This is a genomic window from Photobacterium sp. 2_MG-2023 (assembly GCF_030547675.1).
In the GTDB taxonomy this organism is placed as follows: Bacteria; Pseudomonadota; Gammaproteobacteria; order Enterobacterales; family Vibrionaceae; genus Photobacterium; species Photobacterium arenosum.
The window spans coordinates 26,759-42,365 of sequence record NZ_JAUOQQ010000004.1; the positions used below are offsets into that span (position 1 = coordinate 26,759).

At 48.7% G+C, this 15,607-nt stretch carries 23 protein-coding genes; 13 read left to right on the forward strand and 10 right to left on the reverse strand.

The window, feature by feature from the left end:
- The 11 genes from Q4491_RS04690 (at nt 1) to Q4491_RS04740 (ending at nt 4,841) form a co-directional block, all read left to right on the forward strand.
- Nucleotides 1–492, forward strand: coding sequence for an SMI1/KNR4 family protein (locus Q4491_RS04690; RefSeq protein ID WP_303455155.1), 492 nt, complete (start codon nt 1–3; stop codon nt 490–492).
- Between the two features lie 350 nt (nt 493–842).
- Entirely contained in the window at nt 843–1,157 is a 315-nt protein-coding gene (locus Q4491_RS04695) for a hypothetical protein (protein WP_303455158.1), read from the forward strand.
- A gap of 96 nt (nt 1,158–1,253) precedes the next feature.
- A complete protein-coding gene (locus Q4491_RS04700) occupies nt 1,254–1,583 on the forward strand; it encodes a hypothetical protein (RefSeq protein WP_303455161.1) in 330 nt (109 codons plus the stop codon).
- Between the two features lie 52 nt (nt 1,584–1,635).
- Nucleotides 1,636–1,968: a hypothetical protein gene (locus tag Q4491_RS04705; RefSeq protein ID WP_303455164.1), complete on the forward strand. Its 333-nt coding sequence runs from the start codon at nt 1,636–1,638 to the stop codon at nt 1,966–1,968.
- Nucleotides 1,969–1,974: 6 nt separating this feature from the next.
- The gene (locus tag Q4491_RS04710; RefSeq protein WP_303455167.1) at nt 1,975–2,316 is read left to right on the forward strand and encodes a hypothetical protein; all 342 of its coding nucleotides are present in this window, start codon (nt 1,975–1,977) and stop codon (nt 2,314–2,316) included.
- A gap of 11 nt (nt 2,317–2,327) precedes the next feature.
- A complete protein-coding gene (locus Q4491_RS04715; protein ID WP_303455170.1) occupies nt 2,328–2,657 on the forward strand; it encodes a hypothetical protein in 330 nt (109 codons plus the stop codon).
- A complete protein-coding gene (locus Q4491_RS04720; protein ID WP_303455173.1) occupies nt 2,658–2,987 on the forward strand; it encodes a hypothetical protein in 330 nt (109 codons plus the stop codon).
- A gap of 35 nt (nt 2,988–3,022) precedes the next feature.
- Nucleotides 3,023–3,370 (forward strand): hypothetical protein, encoded by a 348-nt coding sequence (locus Q4491_RS04725; RefSeq protein ID WP_303455175.1) that lies wholly within the window; start codon nt 3,023–3,025, stop codon nt 3,368–3,370.
- A gap of 86 nt (nt 3,371–3,456) precedes the next feature.
- Nucleotides 3,457–3,792, forward strand: coding sequence for a hypothetical protein (locus tag Q4491_RS04730; RefSeq protein ID WP_303455177.1), 336 nt, complete (start codon nt 3,457–3,459; stop codon nt 3,790–3,792).
- A gap of 369 nt (nt 3,793–4,161) precedes the next feature.
- The gene (locus tag Q4491_RS04735; RefSeq protein ID WP_192016050.1) at nt 4,162–4,500 is read left to right on the forward strand and encodes a hypothetical protein; all 339 of its coding nucleotides are present in this window, start codon (nt 4,162–4,164) and stop codon (nt 4,498–4,500) included.
- The gene (locus Q4491_RS04740; protein ID WP_303455182.1) at nt 4,500–4,841 is read left to right on the forward strand and encodes a hypothetical protein; all 342 of its coding nucleotides are present in this window, start codon (nt 4,500–4,502) and stop codon (nt 4,839–4,841) included. Before Q4491_RS04735 ends, Q4491_RS04740 begins: the two co-directional genes overlap by 1 nt.
- 46 nt (nt 4,842–4,887) lie before the next feature.
- Here the strand turns inward: Q4491_RS04740 and Q4491_RS04745 are convergent, their stop codons facing one another.
- The 7 genes from Q4491_RS04745 to Q4491_RS04775 all read right to left on the reverse strand — a co-directional run bounded on the left by Q4491_RS04745 (nt 4,888) and on the right by Q4491_RS04775 (nt 9,567).
- Nucleotides 4,888–5,217: a hypothetical protein gene (locus tag Q4491_RS04745; RefSeq protein ID WP_192016049.1), complete on the reverse strand. Its 330-nt coding sequence runs from the start codon at nt 5,215–5,217 to the stop codon at nt 4,888–4,890.
- Nucleotides 5,218–5,249: 32 nt separating this feature from the next.
- On the reverse strand, nt 5,250–5,552 hold the full coding sequence (locus Q4491_RS04750) for a hypothetical protein (RefSeq protein WP_218384532.1): 303 nt from the start codon (nt 5,550–5,552) through the stop codon (nt 5,250–5,252).
- Nucleotides 5,553–5,569: 17 nt separating this feature from the next.
- Nucleotides 5,570–5,926 carry a hypothetical protein gene (locus tag Q4491_RS04755; RefSeq protein WP_303455189.1) on the reverse strand — a complete coding sequence of 119 codons (357 nt, stop codon included), beginning with the start codon at nt 5,924–5,926 and terminating at the stop codon, nt 5,570–5,572.
- A 202-nt stretch (nt 5,927–6,128) separates the two neighbouring features.
- Nucleotides 6,129–6,509 carry a NirD/YgiW/YdeI family stress tolerance protein gene (locus tag Q4491_RS04760; RefSeq protein ID WP_237794960.1) on the reverse strand — a complete coding sequence of 127 codons (381 nt, stop codon included), beginning with the start codon at nt 6,507–6,509 and terminating at the stop codon, nt 6,129–6,131.
- A gap of 173 nt (nt 6,510–6,682) precedes the next feature.
- Nucleotides 6,683–7,255, reverse strand: coding sequence for a TetR/AcrR family transcriptional regulator (locus Q4491_RS04765; RefSeq protein WP_192016045.1), 573 nt, complete (start codon nt 7,253–7,255; stop codon nt 6,683–6,685).
- A 55-nt stretch (nt 7,256–7,310) separates the two neighbouring features.
- A complete protein-coding gene (locus tag Q4491_RS04770) occupies nt 7,311–8,708 on the reverse strand; it encodes a coniferyl aldehyde dehydrogenase (protein WP_303455603.1) in 1,398 nt (465 codons plus the stop codon).
- Nucleotides 8,709–8,937: 229 nt separating this feature from the next.
- Nucleotides 8,938–9,567 (reverse strand): tRNA-uridine aminocarboxypropyltransferase, encoded by a 630-nt coding sequence (locus tag Q4491_RS04775; RefSeq protein WP_303455206.1) that lies wholly within the window; start codon nt 9,565–9,567, stop codon nt 8,938–8,940.
- Nucleotides 9,568–9,644: 77 nt separating this feature from the next.
- Here Q4491_RS04775 and Q4491_RS04780 point away from each other — a divergent pair, with 77 nt between their 5' ends.
- Complete coding sequence (locus Q4491_RS04780) at nt 9,645–10,103, forward strand: EVE domain-containing protein (RefSeq protein WP_218384524.1); 459 nt, start codon at nt 9,645–9,647, stop codon at nt 10,101–10,103.
- Between the two features lie 206 nt (nt 10,104–10,309).
- Here the strand turns inward: Q4491_RS04780 and Q4491_RS04785 are convergent, their stop codons facing one another.
- Both Q4491_RS04785 and Q4491_RS04790 read right to left on the reverse strand, forming a co-directional pair.
- On the reverse strand, nt 10,310–11,107 hold the full coding sequence (locus tag Q4491_RS04785) for a Cof-type HAD-IIB family hydrolase (protein ID WP_192016043.1): 798 nt from the start codon (nt 11,105–11,107) through the stop codon (nt 10,310–10,312).
- A 141-nt stretch (nt 11,108–11,248) separates the two neighbouring features.
- The gene (locus Q4491_RS04790) at nt 11,249–12,313 is read right to left on the reverse strand and encodes an alpha/beta fold hydrolase (protein ID WP_368393393.1); all 1,065 of its coding nucleotides are present in this window, start codon (nt 12,311–12,313) and stop codon (nt 11,249–11,251) included.
- A gap of 148 nt (nt 12,314–12,461) precedes the next feature.
- On the opposite strand from Q4491_RS04790, the gene Q4491_RS04795 reads away from it, so the two are divergent.
- On the forward strand, nt 12,462–13,682 hold the full coding sequence (locus tag Q4491_RS04795; RefSeq protein WP_192016108.1) for an EAL and HDOD domain-containing protein: 1,221 nt from the start codon (nt 12,462–12,464) through the stop codon (nt 13,680–13,682).
- A 78-nt stretch (nt 13,683–13,760) separates the two neighbouring features.
- Here the strand turns inward: Q4491_RS04795 and Q4491_RS04800 are convergent, their stop codons facing one another.
- Nucleotides 13,761–15,356, reverse strand: coding sequence for an AbgT family transporter (locus tag Q4491_RS04800; RefSeq protein ID WP_303455213.1), 1,596 nt, complete (start codon nt 15,354–15,356; stop codon nt 13,761–13,763).
- Nucleotides 15,357–15,607 lie beyond the last annotated feature (251 nt).

Genomic DNA, 15,607 nt, shown 5'->3' on the forward strand with positions numbered 1-15,607 from the left:
ATGAAATCGATATTAGATGAAATTAGGAATTCAACGGACTGTATTGTTCTACCCCCTTGTGGATTACCACAGATTAATGATGAGCACGCTTTACCTAAAGATTTAGAAGAATTTTATAAGGAGTGTGGTGGGGTTAGTTTTTTTATAGGTAGCGACTATGCTATGGAGATCGTTTCCCCTGACAAATTAGTTCTGTCTAATCCTGTAATACTAGCTGATGGCTGGGAAGTTGATGTACCTGAAGATGACATATCAAATGACTGGTATATTGTAGCAGAAGCTGGACCAGAACAAAGAATATCGATTGATCTTCATAAAAATCGTTTTGGTAAATGCTACGACAGTTTTTGGGACATACATGCATCGCCCGGAGAATGTCCCGTTCTAGCTCTTTCCTTCAGTGAGCTATTGGAAAAAATATTCGCGTGTAAAGGTGGCTACTGGTTTTGGCTAGCTGACGATTTTATTTATCTTGGTGACGCTTACGATTAAGAAAAATTGCACAGTGTGTGAGGTTTATTACAGGGCGGGATTCTACTTTGTACAATATGTGAACTTTTGCTTTCCCTCCGTGAAATCTGATGCTCTCAGAAAGCTAGAAGCCAAAGATTTCACGTAGAAGCGTTAGCATTGTATGCTATTTTCAATAGATGGGGTTTGTCAGTTAAATTTAGGCGATGTAAAGTTGATGTTAACTTGTGCATATAGGATTTTTACCTACCCGTAATATATTTGATAGCAAACTAAACATCGCTACCATGGTGTGGGAAATAGAATGGATAGGCTAAAATTGTAAAATTAATATGAACAACAAGATTTAACTAAGTTTAAAGGAGAAGAAAATGAAAATAATTTCATCTTTATTGATTGCAATTTTTTCAGTTTCAGTATTTGCTGGCAAGGATATCAGTAGAAGTCAAGTTGATTATGTCTATCAACTGGATAGTGACTCGACAGTTTTTGAATTTAACTCTACAGTTCCTCACGATTGTGGTGGTGCACTCTATAGAGTTAAAAGTCCAAATGAAGCTATCGCAAACTGGAAGTTTTCGATTGTTCTTACTGCCTTCACTGCGGATAAAAACTTAGCTTTTTATAATACTGAAACCTGTGAAGACAATAGAGCAATTGTTGGATGGGTTAAGGTTACGAAATAGATAATAATAGATAACCACATAAAAGGTTAAACGTTAATGTTTTTGAGCACTATTTTGTTTAACTTTCTGTCTTTGTATTTTAATATAGATTGTATTATGACCAATGCATTACAGGCAAAATATTACTTTGGGTTGTTAATTACTTACTCTTTGGGTTTGTATCTTGGAATACAACCAGGAGTTGATTTAATGACGAGAATAACATATTCAGGTTTAGGTTTGTCCGTTTTGTTGATTGCTTTTTTTATCGACTTTAAGGATAAGAAACCATTATATAAGAACAAGCTTACAATAGCGGCCTTTGTTTTTGTAACCTTGATTACTGTTTTTGTTGGTCCTGTTTCATTATTATTCATGTTTGTTATTAATTTGATTGTTTCTATGTGCTGGGGATACTTCTCGTTAAGATTCAATAAGTTCATATAAAGTTTATATCGATGTTATGTTACAAGGCACATAAATTATATAGGTGTTATGAATGCGCTACTTAGTTTTGACGTTTTTACTATTTACATCTGCCTCTTGGGCTGGCTGCAACAACATCGCCTGCTACGGTGTAGGCAAAGATGTTTTAACCAGAACTTACCTGTCATCAACAGGAAATATCTACATTGGTGCTCCTGTTGGTAAAGAAAACCTGAAATGTGATCTTTTTGAAGGTCAATATATGACTCTTAAAATGAATCATTTATTATATCGGGAGATCTATTCGACGATTTTGACAGGTATTGCGGCTCAGAAACAGTTGCAAATTAGAATTGTGGAAAACTCACCTGAGTGTGAAGTTTCCTATGTGACTATGAACCCATGATAGTGGTTGGAAATAATGCGCTATTTCTTATTTTTGTTAATGGTTTGTAGTCCGACAGTGATTGCGGAATGTATCCCAACGGCATGTGTTGGCGTTGGAAAAGAGGCGTTGTTATCAGTTTATCCTAATCAAACCGGGCACATTTACTTACAAGCGCCGGCAGGGAAAGAGAAGCTGAATTGTAAGCTGGTCGAAGGCCATTTTATGGTGTTAAAAAACACCCACCCTGTGTTTGATGCCATGTATTCGACAGTACTGACTGCGCTTTCTACTCAAAAGCAACTTACGGTCCGGATTGTTGAAAACTCGGAAGACTGTGAAGTCAGTTATGTCCGAATGTTTATGTAAAGGCGCATAAAATGAAAATAAATCAAATATGTAAGCTGACTTTCCTGTGTTTATCTTTGTTTTGGTCAGCTAATTCTACAGCGACAGATGCGATTTATTGTCCCTATACCAAAGTGCTTGAGCTTCAGGTTCAGCCTGAAAATGTGTTGGTGCATTTAGAAGGACAGGGATGGAAACAGCTGGGCACTTACCTGGAACCGGCTTTAGACAGCCGAGTCTCTATCGTACTTGCGGCGCATGCGTCGGGTAAACAAGTCATGCTGGCTTTTCCATTGAGCAGTGGCATTGAATGTGAAAAAACTCATTATGGTGTTTCTCCGTATAAAGTAAGGATTCGGTAAATGATCAAGTTAATCAAATCTGCAGGCTTGCTATTCTTTCTGTTTTCAACCCCATTTTCGATGGCTGCAGAAAATTACGTGTCAGGTAAAATCACCAACATTACCGCTATCGAAGGCGCATTGTTAGTGAAAGTAGAGAATCAAATCATTCCTGAAAACTGTGTTGGTACACCTTATAACTGGATGAAAATAAAGCAGGAAAACACCACTATGGTATCTGTTGTTCTGGCGCAGTGGGCTGCCAATAACCGAATGGCGACTGTGTATACCTCTGGTATCGAAACAGGTGGTCAATACTGTTTAGTGATTCAGGTTGACCCGGCTGGCTGATGTTAATTAACTAATAAGAGAATTTTTTGGAGAGTATGATGAGGCAACTCTTTGTCTTTTTAATGGTGTTTGTATCTATAAAGACTTATGCCGTAGATATGAATTTCGTCGGTTCAAGTGTTTCAACCATAAAAACCATTCATTCTTATTCAGAGTTTGGTGGTGGGGATGTTTACTTAAAGCTTGCAGAACCAGAGACCACATCTTGCCCAAGTGGATATTGGTTAAGAAAAACGGATCCTGGCTTTGATGCCAATTTGTCGATGGCAATTGCAGCATTTCACGCGAAATCGCGTGTGATAGCGTACGGGTTACCTGATGAAATGTGGCCGGGTTCACCAACAGGTAAGTATTGTCATCTTTATGCGATCCAGTACCAATAGGATATTGATTAAATTAAGTTTTTAGCCATTAAATGTTCAGCGATGATCTTTAGTTGGCTTCAGCATATTGAATGTTAAGAGTAAAAATGTTGATTAAGATGAAAAAATTAATTTTAAGTTTCATTGTAATGATTGCATTACCATTCTCAGTGTTTGCAGAGCAAGGTGATCCTGAATTTAACCAGCCATTTACTATTACCCAGGTATTCTCCGAAGGCACGACGACGGCAGGGTTTTATACTGCGGAAGCTTTAACTGGGTGTAAGTGGAATATTATGTATCTGGACCTTTCTACAGAATCGGGCAAAGCCATGTTCTCTCAGGTCCTGGCAGCTAAGAGCGCTGGCTTCAAGGTGGTCAGGGTTTATTATAAGAAAAATGACAGTGAAACCTGTATGGCAACAGGCTTACATATCCGATAGGGGCATATGATGAGAAAACACATTTTTATACTGATAGCAGTCTGTTTGTCATCGAATGCTTTTTCATCAGAGTATTGGATTGATACAACAGGGAAAGTATTGAACATTGCCACGTATGCGACTACGGAAACCATTTTGGTCTACTTGGATAACAATGGTAAGGACGTCGCTGAATGTTCTGATAAGCGAGCGTTTGCGATCAGTAATACCTTATCCAGTGAAGGAAGAGCAAGAATGTATTCGATGCTATTAGCGGCAAAAACTGCTGGTACTTCAATTACGGTTTCCTATACCAATGTGGGTAGTTGTGAAGCGTGGGACGGTAATAACAGTGTGTACCGCAGAATCATGAGGCTGAGGTAAGAACGAATGTTAAAAAAGGTGATAGCGATTTTATCTCTGATGTTTTCGACAACTGCGTTGGCGGAATTTAGCTGTGAAGTTGAAGTCAATCGCGTGTTGGTTTATGCAAATGGCAGTGTGAATGTCCTGCATTCCGGTCGAAATGAGTACACCTATATTTGTAATTTGAACACAGCAAGACAAGGTGTGGGTATCACCACCTGTGCGATGTGGACCAGCATGTTACAAAACATTCAGAAATCGTACGCCAAAGCGATATTTTACTACCCAGGCTCGGGCGACTGCAGCACATTAGCTACTTATGGTAGTGCGCCTGTACCTGTTTATATAGGATCAATTAAGTAATGAAAAACTCCAGTGCGATGAAGCTGTTCATTTCCGTATTTTTGCTCATTTCTTCTTCATTTGTCTTTGCTGGCTCGGTGACTGGCACGGTATCGCGTATCATCGTCAGGGATGATGGTCTGCATTATGTTTACATTAATGGTGAGATACTTAATCGTGCAGAGTGTGCAAAGGACTATAATTACTGGATGATAAAAGACGAAAACAGCACATACGGAAAGTCGCAGTACAGCCTGTTATTGGCAGCGAAAGCCAGCGGAAAAGCCGTTTATATTGAAGGTGCTGGTACCTGTATGCGCTGGGGTGATGGTGAAGACATCAAGTATGTCTCCTTTAATTAACCGGCCTGCCAAATCAGCCCGTGAATATTACTCACGGGCTTGATCTTTAGTTAAGGTATATATCTTTTATTTTAAACCAAGGACCTTCGCAGCCTTCAATTGTGATAGTGACAGAGAGGTTGGCGGTTTTAGCTGCCAGAATGGCAGATTTGATGGTGTTATCAGCCATACGGAGCCCGGCCCAGCCATTGTTTTCCGGGCATTGATTATCTGAGGTCGCCCTTGGAAAACCGCCTTTTAGTTGGGCTGCAACTGCGCCTTCGGCACTGACAAAGATCCTGCTTATCACGCCACTATCTTGAGAGTAGCTTGCTGCTTGCAAGTGAAAACTCAGCAGTGGCAAGAGTAAGAACAAACAAGTTGATAAATTTTTCATTAAAATCTAACTCTGACTTTCATATGAAATCTTTATTTGAGGTATACACCAACAATGTTACCTTGTCCCTGAGGTGTACAGTCCTCAAAGCGAATAATTACGGGTTTATTGGAGGCTTGTGCCGTCAATAAAATAGAGACGATCGCATCATATTTAGGATGGTTAGGTGTTAAATAATATCTGGTACCTGAACACCCATGAGTAACCAGATCAACAAATGTATTACCATTCATGTCATATACATGAAGGTTTTTGGGGATACCGGTAGGGGTGTGAATAGGGTCTGCAAATGAACAAAAAGAATAGAACAGTAAAAGTGGGGTTATCTTTTTCATAAAATAGCCTTAAGTCGTTATTTTCTTAGTTGAACGCTTCTTAATTGGCAGTAATTATCGCTAGAACCCTTCCAAAATCTATCTGCATCATTCCAGACCTGAAATCGAACAGTTTGTTTTGCTAGGTATGCTGCCATAGCCATGGAAAGTAGCCGATCTGCGTAGTCGGAGTCTTTAATATATACACCACCGGGGCATTCAGTAAGACCTGTCGGCATAGTAATTAAAGTATCACCGTCTAATGAAGGGACGACTTCAGCAACTCCCCAACTGTATATTCCTGTTATTAAGCCTGTGTTGGTTACCACAATTTCTGCTTGAGATAAATTTGGGTAAATAAAAAACATTAATGCCAGCAATAATTTTTTCATCATATTTCTCTCTGATTTTATGGAAAAATAATAATATCAGGTTTTATTTCTTAGTGAATAAAAATGTTAGCTTTATGATGTGAAAATTGTCTTGGGATTAAATGAGCTGAATATAAGGTTAAAAATGGAAAATTATTTATGAGCGGATAAAGCAAAGAGAGAACAAAGCCCCGCATCGCGGGGCTTTGTTGTTTAGGCTTATCGTTCACTGCCCAATCTGCACGCTATCCACATCCACTGTGGTGCCGTTGAGGTCTTTGTCGACTTCGCCCATCAGGGTGACCTGAGTTTCCGGGCCGACTTGTTTATCGCCCCACAGGTGGTTGTCGATTTCGACGATCATTTCGCCTGTGCTGTCTTTGAAGCGGTAGTCTTCATCGCCGAGTGAGGCGACGATATGGCCGGTCAGGGTGACGCGCGCGTCGTCTTTGGCCTGCATAGCCTGGGCGACGGTTGAGTTGACGCCCTGGGTTTCATTCGGTCCTGTGTAGCCTCCCTGAGCGGCGGTAGCGGCCAGGGGCAGGGCCAGAGTGGCAAATAAGAAGATCACTTTTTTCATGACTGGGTTCTCCGTTATCGGGCTCATGGGAGCAGCGACTGTTTTCAGTATGACAGCTGAGCAACGATTTGCCGCTGTCATCGTGCTATCTATGTAGCCAGAATAACGAAGAAAACGTGAAGCAAGCGTGAAATTCCCGTCAGGAATATATGAAAAGTCGCGATAAAGAAGAATTTTTTATCGCCAATAGTGGTTTGCTATCAGGCTTGCCGGGCCATGCCGTACCACAACATATCAAAAGCCGCCTGACGTGAGGCGGGATCGGCCGCCAGTGCCGGTTGCTCGGCAAACAGGCTCACGGTGGATAAAAACAGGCTGTGGCAGGTGTTGAGCATCAGAGGTTGCGGCCAGCCTGCCAGTTCCCCTTGCTGTTGTCCCTGCTCTATCAGTTGCGGCAGGAAAGGCAGGGCCTGGCTAAGCATGGCATGCTGCTGGCTGAGCAGGTACTGCGGGTCGTTGGCCATCTGGCGCAGGAACTGAAACTGCTGCGGATGGGCAAGTCCCCAGTTGATGGCGGCTTGCCAGATATGCTGCAATTGCGCCTGCACGCTCAGGCTGGTGTCCGGTGGTGTCAGGGCCGTTGCCATGTCTGCTTTTATGCTCAGATACAGGGTTTCGACCAGCACCTGCTTACTGGCAAAGTGATGGAACAACGTGCCATTGGCCACTCCGGCTTCTTTGGCGATCTTGGCAGTGGCAGTGGCCTGAATACCCTGCCGGGTAAAGAGGCTGAGGGCGGCATCTAATAATTGTTGTTTCTTATTCTGGCTCATAGCTCGCTGTCAGTGGAGAAACTGGCTCATCGGGGTGAGCCAGCATAATACAGGTTTAGCGTAAGAAGAAAGCCATCATCAGCTTTTGCACTGTGGCCCGCCAGCCGGTGAAAGGCGGTACGGCCAGTTTGGCGGTATTGATGCGGCCTTTGGTCAGCACGGTTTTGGCTTTGGAGAAGGTCAGAAAGCCTTCCTTGCCGTGATAATGCCCCATGCCAGACGGGCCGATACCGCCGAATGGCGCATCGTCGGCCGCGACATGGAAGACCGAATCATTGATGGCCATGCCACCGGCGTGAACATAAGATTTTACGCGCTCTTGCAGGGCTTTGTCCTGCGTCATCAGGTATAAGGCCAGCGGGCGGGGACGCCGCTGAATGTACTGGATGGCCTCGTCGATGTTGCTGTAGGTGATCACCGGCAGCAAGGGGCCGAAGATCTCTTCTTGCATCAGGGTCAGGCTGTCGCTCGGGTTCACCAGCAAATGCGGCACCATACGGTGCGCACCGGGGTCGATGGCATCCGGGTGGACGGTTTCAATCCGGGTGTTGTTCGGGACAGCTTCTGCCAGCCACTGGCTCAGACGGTCGAACTGGCGCTGGTTGACAACTGAGGTAAAGTCCAGGCTGTGCACGCCTTGCGGATACATTTGCGTAAATTGTTTCTTGAACTCGGCAATGAACGCATCTTCTTTGCCTTCCGGCACTAAAACGTAATCCGGTGCCACGCAGATCTGACCCGCATTCAGGCACTTGCCGAAAATCATCCGCTCAACCGCCTGCGGCATATCGGCATCCGGGGCGATCAGAGTTGGCGATTTACCGCCCAGTTCCAGCGTAACCGGGGTGAGGTTATCCGCCGCAGCGCGCATGACATGGCGGCCGACGGCGGTGGAGCCGGTAAACAACAGGTGATCAAACGGCAGTGCCGTAAACGCCGCCGCAATGTCGGCTTCCCCTTCAATGACGGCGACCTCAGTGTCAGCAAAGATATCTGCCAGCAGGGCGGTAATGAGCTGGTTGGTTTGCGGGGTGAATTCACTCAGCTTAATCATGGCACGGTTGCCAGCCGCCAGCGCAGGGATCAGCGGGCCTATACTCAGCATGACAGGGAAGTTCCAGGGCACCACGATACCGACCACACCGACCGGTTGGTAAATGACTTCCACTTTGGCCGGCATCAATAGCAAGCCGGCGTGACGCCGCGATGGCCGCATCCATTTTTTCAGTCGTTTAATGGTGTAGTTGATCTGTTGGACACAGGGCAGGATGTCGCTCAGCAGGGTATCCTGGTGACTGCGGTGGCCAAAGTCGGCAGACAGTGCTTCACACAGCGCGTCTTTGTGAGCAAGCAATGCGGCTTTCAGCTGTTTGAGTCGGGCAATCCGGCTGGCATAGTCCGGCATGGTCTGCGTCAGGTACTCATTGCGCTGGGTGTGGAACAGTCGCTGCATAGTGAAAATCTGCTGGCTGTCTTGGCTCGCAGTGGCAAAGGTCATCCCTATCTCCTGTTTTGACAGAGTGAACCGCGTACACGCGGTTGAGTATCAGAGAATGCCAGCCGATTTATCCATATACCGACTGACTAGTCGGTTTTAATATAGGGCGGCTCAGCGCTGCGTGCAAGAAATCGGCAAATTTAAATACCGTTCTGTGAGGTGCAGCCCGTGAGGCGCAGCGCGATTATGGCTCAGGCCGACGACGCGGATGCCCGCTTTTTTCCGCCGGGAAGGCCGCCAGAAAGGCGTCGAAATACTGCAGTAACGCCTTGGCATCGCTGTGCTCTCCCAGCAACTCCAGCAGGGCAATGCCTGTTTCGCAGGTGCACAGATTGCCCGTTTGCTGATTGCGGCGCAGCGAGTAACAGGAGTCGCGATCCACACTCAGACTGAGCCGGGGCAGCTTAGCCAGCCACGGGCTTTTGCGCATCATCTTGCGTGCTTCCTGCCAGGTGGCATCAAGCAGAATGAATAAAGGGGTCTTGCCTGTCTCGCGTGCAAAGGGTACCGCGGGATGGGCGTCGTCGGCGGGAAACAGCAGCCAGGGCTGGATCGTGTCATCGGCTATCAGCGTCAGCAGCGCCTCGGGCGGCTCGGTACGAGACCAAAGCAGGCGCTGGCAATGCGGCAACGTTCTGGCCATCAGCGCCCCGGTATTGGTGTCTTTGCCAAATTCCTTGCTGTGAGTCAGCAGCACGAAGATCGCCTGAGAGCGCAGGCGCACCTCGGCATGGCAGATACAATTATGAACAAAGCCGCAATTCGGGCAGGGTGTTACCGTTTGTGGAGCAGGTTCGGCGCTCATGGTTGCCATCGCTTATGGTATTCTTGAGTCTGTGACCTCAGATGTTACTGCTCTGGTACCACAAAATCACGACAACAGGATGCGATATGGCTTATTGGTTATTCAAAACGGAACCGGATACTTTCTCTATTGATACTCTCAAGCAGATGAATGTGGCTTGCTGGGAAGGCGTTCGTAACTATCAGGCGCGCAACATGATGCGTGATGACGTCAAAGTGGGTGACCAGGTCTTTATCTATCACTCTTCGTGCAAAGACATTGGGGTGGTGGGGGTTGCCAAAGTGGTGCGCGAGGCCTATCCCGATCATTTTCAGTTTGATCCCGACAGCCCGTATTTCGACCCGAAATCCGATCCCGCCAATCCGCGCTGGGTGATGGTGGACATCGAATATGTGCGCCATCTGCGCCTGGTAACGCTGAAAAGCATCAAAGCCAATGATGCGCTGCATGAAATGCCGCTGGTGCAGCGCGGTAACCGCCTCAGTATCATGCCGGTTACGGAACAGCAGTGGCAGGAAGTGCTGCGGATGACAGGACAGTTTTAACGCACTTGTAATGGTTTATTGTTTGAATATTCCCTCCCCTTGGCAAGGGGAGGGTTAGGGTGTGGTTCGAGCGGCGGGCGCGGATTTAGCGTTTGTGCCGTATAACCCCCCTCCTAGCCTCCCCCTTGAAAAGGGGGAGGGATCGTACTGAGTTTGCTGAAGCGTTGAGTATTCCCTCCCCTTGAATAGGACTAGGGAAAAGTGGCTTACAGCAGATGCTCGGCCAGATAATGCGCTACGGCTTCGTCGGCGCATGAACCAATCACGCCGTTGTCAGGCAGGGCGGCCATCACTTTGTGGTGAGCTGTACCCATCACCAGACCTTTGCCGGCCATGCTCAGCATTTCCACATCATTCATGCCGTCACCGAAGGCGATACAGTCTGTCAGCGCATAGCCTTTCGCTTCGGCAACCGCTGCCAGGGCGTGGCCTTTCGACACCCCGACATCCATCACTTCCAGACACCAGGGCGTGGAAAAGGCGATGCTGGCACGCTCGCCAAACACGGCGCGGAACTTGTCCTCCAGCACAACCAGTTTGTCGTGGTCTTTATCATCACGGGTAAAGAAAACCTTCGCTACGCCATCCAGCGGTGGATTGTTTACGTCAAACAATTTGTATGTAAAGGTTTCGTGGAAATCACGCAGATACGCATCTTCGATGTTGAGCAGCCAGTCATCATGCCGGTAGATATGAATACGTAAGTCCGGCTCGTCTTTGGTGAGCTCCATCAATCCCAGAATTACCTCAGGCTGCACGTCCTGCTGGAACAGCACTTCGCCCTGACAAGTGTGCACCCGGGCACCGTTAGAGGTGATCATGAAAGCCGGAATGCCCAGTTGCTCGCGCATTTCGGCCACATCGATATGGTGGCGGCCGGTTGCGAAGACGAAATCTTTGCCTTGCTGGTGCAGCTGCTGGAGCACCTCTTTGGTGAAAGGGGCGATTTTATGATCGGGTGTCAGCAGAGTACCGTCGAGATCAGAAGCAACAATTTTATACATGGCACGTCTCTTTCTTTGATGGCTGCACCGCTTCGGGCCAGCCGGGTGATTGACATACACAGGCAGTGTAAACCAGATTAGATCAAGAAAAGAGGCTAATCTGCGACTCTGGTTTTTTCCGCTATTCCTGTCAGTGTGGGTTCAGCTTGGTTGACCGCTGGCCACCAGCGGGGTGGCGACAGTCGCTGGCTGGCTTAACCGGGCGAAGTGTTCCAGCACAGCTGTGACTGCCTGTACCCGCTGCGAATCCTGTTCGAACAGCACTTCATGGCGGGCGCCCTTGATCACCTTCACCTGACACTGGCCGCCGGTCTGTTTGATCTGCTGGTAAAACAGGTTCTGCGCCCGGTTATCGACTATGGTGTCCTGTTCATTTTGCAGCAGCAGTACCGGGCAGCGGATCTGACCGGCCAGTACCACCGATTGGCGGGCGGCGCTCAATGCCTGCCAGACCCATCGGGAGCTGGGCCCGCCCAGTTTGAGTGCCGGTTGGTCTTCATACAGCTTGCGGAACCACTCGTAACGGCACTGGCTCTGGCATAAGGGGTTATCGGCAAAGGGCTTGGGATAATAAGGGGTCTGGCCTGGCGCATAGCCGGGCTGACGCTGGAGCTGCTCGGCCACTCTGGCCAGCGGCGAGGCAATAGGCTTCATCCAGTGGCTGACTTTGATGCCGTGCATCGGGGCGCTCAGCACGGCGGCCGCAATATCATCCGGGTACTGGGCCAGATAGAGGCTGGTCACTGTGCCGCCCATCGAGTGACCGAGCATAAAGAGCTGCTGGTAACCGGCCGGTTTGACTATGGTATCCACAAAGGTATGGAGATCACTGACGTAATCGGTAAATTCTTCCACATGGCCGAGCTGGCTGTCTGGGGTCAAGCGGCCGGAGCAGCCCTGGCCGCGGTGGTCCAGGGCAAAAACATCGTAGCCCTGACGGGTCAGCTCCCAGCAGAGCTCCTGATATTTATGGAAGGTTTCGACCCTGCCATTCACCAGCACTATAGCTCTGTCAGTACTGAAGCCGGTCAGGCTCATCCAGGCAATGGGCACGCCTCCGACACCGTCGAACTGGCTTTGCCGGCGCTGAGCCCAGCACTCGGCCACCGGCCCTGCCATGGTGGCCGCGAAATCGGATTCCATGCTGATCGCCCCGGCAGGGAGGGAAAAGGAAAAACCTTGAGTCATGGGAAGCTTGTCCAACATTTGTCAGCTCTTTGTGGCGATATAAAGGAATTAGTAATATGTTCCAGTATAACGTAAAGTGTTGATGGTTTTGGATACGGCATCAAATCTGATGCCATTCTATTATTGTTATTGTCTTCCACCGGACAGGATCATTAATTTCCCCAATATGTACGCCTACGTTGCTCGTCAACCTATCTTGAACCGCCAGCAGAGAACCGTTGGTTATGAATTGCTGTTTCGTGATGGGGAGCAGAATGCCTTTCCGGACATCGAAGCCAACACGGCAACCAGCCGTTTACTGGTGGAAAACTACATGGCTGTCGGTGACGATCTTGCCACCGCAAGCCAGCGTACCTTTATCAATTTCCCCTATGACAGCCTGGTGAGATTGCTACCGTTGTTGCTGCCGCGGCACAAGGTGGTGATAGAAGTGCTGGAAACCTGCACCCCGGATGATGAGCTGTTTGCGGCGATACGTCATCTGAATAAACAGGGTTATACCATAGCGCTGGACGACTTTGATCTGCAACCGGCCTGGCAGCGCTTCATGCCCTATGTGCATGTGATTAAGCTTGATTTCATCAAACTGGGTTGTCAGCGCGCCTGTGCTTTTGTGGCCCAGCATGAGAATCGCCGCTTGAAATTCCTGGCCGAAAAAGTAGAAAGCCGGGAAGAGTTTGAAGCCGCCCGGGCTGCCGGTTTTCATCTGTTTCAGGGCTATTATTTCAGCAAACCTGAGCTGCTGAAAAACCGTCAGGTGACGCCTGAAACGCTGACCACCCTGAGACTGCTGCGTGAAATCAGTCGCACTCCGGTCGATTTTCCCCGTGTCGAGCGCATTATTGCCAGCGACGTTTCCCTGTCTTATCTTTTGCTGCGTTATGTCAATTCCGCCGCCCACCGAACCTTGACGCCAATCGGTAACTTTAAGCAGGCGCTGGTGTATCTGGGTGAAGAGAAAATTAAGCTGTTTGTCTCAGTGGTGGCCGCGGCTCATGCTTCTATCCGCAAACCGCGCGAGCTGTATATTCTGTCGCTGCAGCGGGCGCGCATGTGCGAAGAGCTGGCGAGGGGAAGCGGTATTGCCCTGAACAGTGATCAGGCGTTTCTGGCGGGGATGTTTTCGCTGCTCGATGCCTTGCTCGATAAGCCGCTGCCTAAACTGCTGGAGCTGTTACCTCTGTCTGAGGAAGTCCACCGCGCTTTATTGCTGCGGCAGGGGCCGCTGGGCGATATTCTGAATTTACTGGATGCCTACGACAATGCCGACTGGGAAAGTACCGCCCGGTATTGCCAGCGGCTGGGAATGAATGAAGCTCAGGTGGCGAATGTGTATCACCAGACGCTGCGCTGGCTGGCCAGCTATCAGATCCCGTATCAGAAATAAGCTGTGTATCCCGCTGGGGAAAAGAGGAAAAACAAAACCGGGCGTTTGCCCGGTTTGTCGTTTCAGGAGGAAGCAGGATTAGCCGCCAATGTTGTAATAGGTCGCGGCGCCCGGACCAACCGGGATACCCAGTACAAACACCCAGACATAGAACATCAGGCTCCAGCCGACCACGAAGACCATGGAATATGGCAGCATAGTGGCAATCAGGGTGCCCAGTCCCAGATTCTTCTGGTAACGGGTCGCCACCGCCAGAATCATACCGAAGTAGCTCATCATAGGGGTGATGATATTGGTGACAGAGTCGCCGATACGGTACGCCGCCTGAATGGTTTCCGGCGCATAGCCGACCAGCATCAGCATAGGCACGAAGATAGGGGCGGTAACTGCCCACTGTGCCGAGGCTGAACCTATCATCAGGTTGATGAAGCCACACATCAGGATAAAGGCGAAGAACAGCATTGGCCCGGTCAGGCCGATGGATTGCAGCATGTCTGCACCCGCCACGGCAAAGACCTGACCAAAGTTAGTCCACTTGAAGAATGCCACGAACTGGGCGGCAAAGAACACCAGTACGATATACATACCCATTGACGACATAGAAGCCGACATCGCACTGATCACGTCGCGATCTGTCTTCATGGTGCCAACGACTTTACCGTACGCAAAGCCAGGGATGGCGAAGAACACAAAGATGAAAGCCACAATGCCTTTCAGGAAAGGCGAGCCTGCCACCAGGCCGGTATCAGGATGACGCAGGATACCGTTTTCCGGCACTATGGTCAGCGCCAGCAGAACAGATACCGCCAGTGCAGCCAGTCCCGCCACTTTCAGACCTTTCTTTTCGAGATCCGTCAGCTTGCCCATTTTGTCTTTGCTCAGATCGTCGCTGGCTTCCTCGACATTGTAAGTGCCCAGTTTTGGCTCAACAATTTTCTCGGTCACGAAGGCACCCATGATGGTGATCGCGAACGTTGAAGCAAACATGAAGTACCAGTTCACTTCCGGGCCAACCTGGTAGGTCGGGTCAATCATTTGCGCTGCCGTCTGGGTAATCCCGGACAGCAGGGGATCAACTGTGCCCAGCAGCAGGTTAGCGCTGTAGCCGCCGGAGACACCGGCAAAAGCCGCGGCCAGACCCGCCAGAGGGTGACGACCCAGCGAGTGGAACAGCATGGCGGCCAGTGGGATCAGCACCACATAACCCAGCTCTGAAGCCGTATTGGAAATGATACCGGCAAACACCACAACCAGAGTTACCATACGGCGGGAAGCGCCCATGACCAGGCCACGCATTGCAGCAGAAAGTAAGCCAGAATATTCTGCAATCGCGACACCCAGCATGGCCACCAGCACAGTACCCAGCGGGGCAAAGCCTGTGAAGTTTTTCACCAGATTCGCCACGATCATTTGCAGACCTTCGGCGTTCATCAGGCTGATAACGTGGATCATGCCGTCAGCGGCACGCCCTGGGGCGCCTTCCGGGCGCGGGTCTGGCACTGAAACGCCAAAGTAGCCGGCAATGCCGGAAGCAATCAGTATTGCCAGGCTGAACAGGGCGAAAAGGGTGATTGGGTGCGGCAGCAGGTTGCCCAGCCACTCAACCGTATCCAGAAAACGCGTAAAGAGCGTTTTTTTGGTATTCAACTGTTTTTGTGAAGCACTCGAATGCATCACGACCTCCATTCTTACGTCATGTACCCGTCAATGGGCATCTAATCGGTGCGGGAGGTTACGCTATTGTTAATGCCATAAACAAGATAAAAATGTGTCTAAATGTTTCTGTTGTGTATTTTATGACTGCATATTGACGTTCAGATTAGTTTTTTGTGTTTATTTTTGTGTTGCCAGTGGACCATTTTACTTTTTTATATGCTTTCTGTTGATTATTTGTGCGAGTGGCTCAGAGAATAAAGGGCTCAGTT